This is a genomic window from Caldalkalibacillus salinus (assembly GCF_016745835.1).
GTDB classification, from domain to species: Bacteria; Bacillota; Bacilli; order Caldalkalibacillales; family JCM-10596; genus Caldalkalibacillus_A; species Caldalkalibacillus_A salinus.
Map to the genome: position 1 here is coordinate 1 of NZ_JAERVL010000034.1, position 492 is coordinate 492.

Here is a 492-nt window from a genome sequence, read left to right on the forward strand (position 1 = left end):
GCGAAGTGGCTAAACGCGGCGGACTGTAAATCCGCTCCCTCAGGGTTCGGGGGTTCGAATCCCTCCCCCTCCACCATTATAGGGGTATAGTTTAACGGTAGAACAGCGGTCTCCAAAACCGCCAGTGTGGGTTCGATTCCTACTACCCCTGCCAATAATATGGCGGCTATGGCGAAGTGGTTAACGCATCGGATTGTGGCTCCGACACTCGTGGGTTCGATTCCCACTAGTCGCCCCATGAATTTTTGATGGGCTATAGCCAAGTGGTAAGGCAACGGACTTTGACTCCGTCATGCGCTGGTTCGAATCCAGCTAGCCCAGCCATTAACTTTGCGGAAATAGCTCAGCGGTAGAGCGTCGCCTTGCCAAGGCGAAGGTCGCGGGTTCGAACCCCGTTTTCCGCTCCATTATTAAGGCGGCATAGCCAAGTGGTAAGGCAGAGGTCTGCAAAACCTTTATCCCCAGTTCGAATCTGGGTGCCGCCTCCATTAT

At 54.3% G+C, this 492-nt stretch carries 5 tRNA genes; all 5 read left to right on the forward strand.

Annotated features, from left to right (window positions below):
• Positions 1-80 precede the first annotated feature (80 nt).
• The 5 genes from JKM87_RS16515 to JKM87_RS16535 all read left to right on the forward strand — a co-directional run bounded on the left by JKM87_RS16515 (position 81) and on the right by JKM87_RS16535 (position 488).
• A tRNA-Trp gene (locus tag JKM87_RS16515) sits at positions 81-154 on the forward strand.
• 8 nt (positions 155-162) lie between these two features.
• Positions 163-238: transfer RNA gene (locus JKM87_RS16520), tRNA-His, on the forward strand.
• Positions 239-249: 11 nt separating this feature from the next.
• A tRNA-Gln gene (locus JKM87_RS16525) sits at positions 250-324 on the forward strand.
• Positions 325-332: 8 nt separating this feature from the next.
• A tRNA-Gly gene (locus tag JKM87_RS16530) sits at positions 333-407 on the forward strand.
• Between the two features lie 7 nt (positions 408-414).
• Positions 415-488: transfer RNA gene (locus JKM87_RS16535), tRNA-Cys, on the forward strand.
• Positions 489-492: the final 4 nt, after the last annotated feature.